At 54.9% G+C, this 2,091-nt stretch carries 4 protein-coding genes; all 4 read left to right on the plus strand.

All coding sequences use genetic code 11. The features are described 5' to 3' along the window. Positions 1-312 (plus strand): phosphomethylpyrimidine synthase ThiC (locus QVO97_RS02700; protein ID WP_288188729.1); only part of this gene is annotated, 312 nt, incomplete at its 5' end. Positions 313-342: 30 nt separating this feature from the next. Further along, complete coding sequence (gene thiW / locus QVO97_RS02705; protein WP_022358878.1) at positions 343-891, plus strand: energy coupling factor transporter S component ThiW; 549 nt, start codon at positions 343-345, stop codon at positions 889-891. 15 nt (positions 892-906) lie between these two features. Further along, entirely contained in the window at positions 907-1,803 is an 897-nt protein-coding gene (gene thiM, locus QVO97_RS02710; RefSeq protein WP_022358879.1) for a hydroxyethylthiazole kinase, read from the plus strand. After that, positions 1,784-2,091: thiamine phosphate synthase (locus QVO97_RS02715; RefSeq protein ID WP_288188731.1), on the plus strand; the 308-nt coding region annotated here is incomplete at its 3' end. The genes thiM and QVO97_RS02715, both read left to right, overlap by 20 nt.

Consider the following 2,091-nt stretch of genomic DNA (forward strand, 5'->3'; position numbering starts at 1 on the left):
CACCTTCGCCTGCCGAACCGTGACGACGTCAAAGAAGGTATCATCGCCTCCCGTATCGCCGCCCACGCCGCCGACATCGCAAAAGGTATTCCAGGGGCAAAAGAATGGGATCGCAAAATGGCGCAGGCACGCGCCCGGCTCGACTGGGAAGAGCAGTTTTCCCTCGCCATCGACCCGGATAAAGCCCGCCGCTACCGCGCAGAATCAAAACCGGAAAAAGAAGATACCTGCTCCATGTGCGGCAATTTCTGCGCCGTCAAAAACATGAACCGGATCCTTTCGGGGGAGATTGTTTCAATTTTCGATGAGTAATCTTTACATAACTAATTAGGAGGTTTTTCCATGAATCACTCAACTGTATCTGCATCCACTGCATCAGCGCAGACTTTTTCCATCAAAAAAACAGCTCTGGCTGGCATGCTGGTTGCCTTAACTGTCGCTTTATCCGGCTTTTCCATTCCGATCGGTGCATCCAAATGTTTTCCGATCCAGCACCTTGTCAACGTCCTCGCCGGCGTCTTTTTAGGACCGGTTTATGGCGTTTCGATGGCATTTTGTGTCTCTCTCATCCGAAATATTCTGGGGACCGGCAGCCTGCTTGCTTTTCCTGGAAGTATGGTCGGCGCTTTTCTGGGCGCTTATTTATTCCAGAAAACCGGACGTTTCCTGCTCGCTTACCTCGGTGAGGTAGTCGGAACCGGCATCATCGGCGGCACGCTCTGCTACCCGGTTGCTGTCCTTCTGATGGGAAAGGATGTTGCCTTATTCTTCTACGTTCTCCCATTCCTGATGAGTACCGCCTGCGGAACCGCCATTGCATTTCTGCTGATTGAATTTATGCGCCGCATCGGGCTGTTTTCCTACTTAAAACGCCTGCTCGACGCACAGTAAAAGGAGGCGCTCACGATGCCAGACCAGGCTGCCTGTTTATCCAGGGCACTCGCTTATTATCCAGAGCGGGTACGAAAAACCGCGCCGCTCATCCACTGTATCACCAATTATGTGACTGCAGGCGATGTTGCCAACCTGCTCCTCGCCGCGGGCGCCTCCCCAGTCATGACCGATCATCCGGCAGAGACAGCCTCAACTGCCTCTGCCAGCGATGGGCTGGTGCTCAATCTGGGAACCTTAAAAATCGGCTCCGTCACTGCCATGATCCGCGCAGGTCAGGCTGCCAACCGGAAGGGGATTCCGATTATATTCGATCCGGTCGGCATCGGTGTGTCCGCCCACCGCAGACACGCCGCCCGCCGGATTCTGTCGCACATCTCCGTCTCCATCGTGCGGGGAAATTCATCTGAAATCCGGACGCTGGCGAATTTGTTTGGATATCCGGTGGAGAAGGAACAGCACGGGGTGGACGCAGTTTCTATGCAAATGCCAGCCGCACACGCAAGTTCCAACTCTATTTCAGAACGCCTCCGCACAGACACCCGTATCGCCCGTTTTCTCTCTAAACGTCTGCGGGCTGTTATCGTCTGTACGGGTCCCTGCGATCTGGTTGTCTGCGGTTCTAAAACCGCCCGCATCCACAACGGCTGCCCGGAGCTGGCGCAGATTACCGGAAGCGGATGCATGATGGATGGGCTGCTGGCGGCATTTGCAGCGGCTTCTAAATCTTATTTCTATCCTGCCGTCTGTGCCGTCACTGAAATCGGGTTATGCGGTGAGAACGCCGCAGCACAGATGCGTGCAAACGGCACCGGTCTTGGAAGTTTCCACACCTATTTCATGGATGCTGTCAGCCTGATGACCGGCGAACAGCTGCAAGGAGGTCAAAAAATTGAAATTCCAACGAAATAACTGCCTTTTATATGCGATCACAATGCCACACCGCCCCGGCATGCGTCCGCTGGAGGAACAGGTGCGCGAGGCGCTGGATGCCGGAATCACGATGCTGCAGCTCCGTGAAAAATATCTGTCCGAGGAAGATTTTCTGCGGGAGGCGCTTTCCATCCGCAAACTCACCGAGCGCTATCACGTTCCTCTGATTATCAATGACAGCCTCTACGTCGCCATAAACAGCGGTGCCGACGGCATCCATATCGGTCAAAGTGACCTGCCCGCCCGCGAGGTGCGCGCCAAGCTGGG

This window comes from Clostridium sp. CAG:43 (assembly GCF_000434655.1).
GTDB lineage: Bacteria > Bacillota > Clostridia > Lachnospirales > Lachnospiraceae > Otoolea > Otoolea fessa.

Coding starts and splice junctions, on each gene's coding strand:
- thiM (WP_022358879.1), top strand. CDS start 907: ATGCCAGACCAGGCTGCCTGTTTATCCAGGGCACTCGCTTATTATCCA.
- thiW (WP_022358878.1), top strand. CDS start 343: ATGAATCACTCAACTGTATCTGCATCCACTGCATCAGCGCAGACTTTT.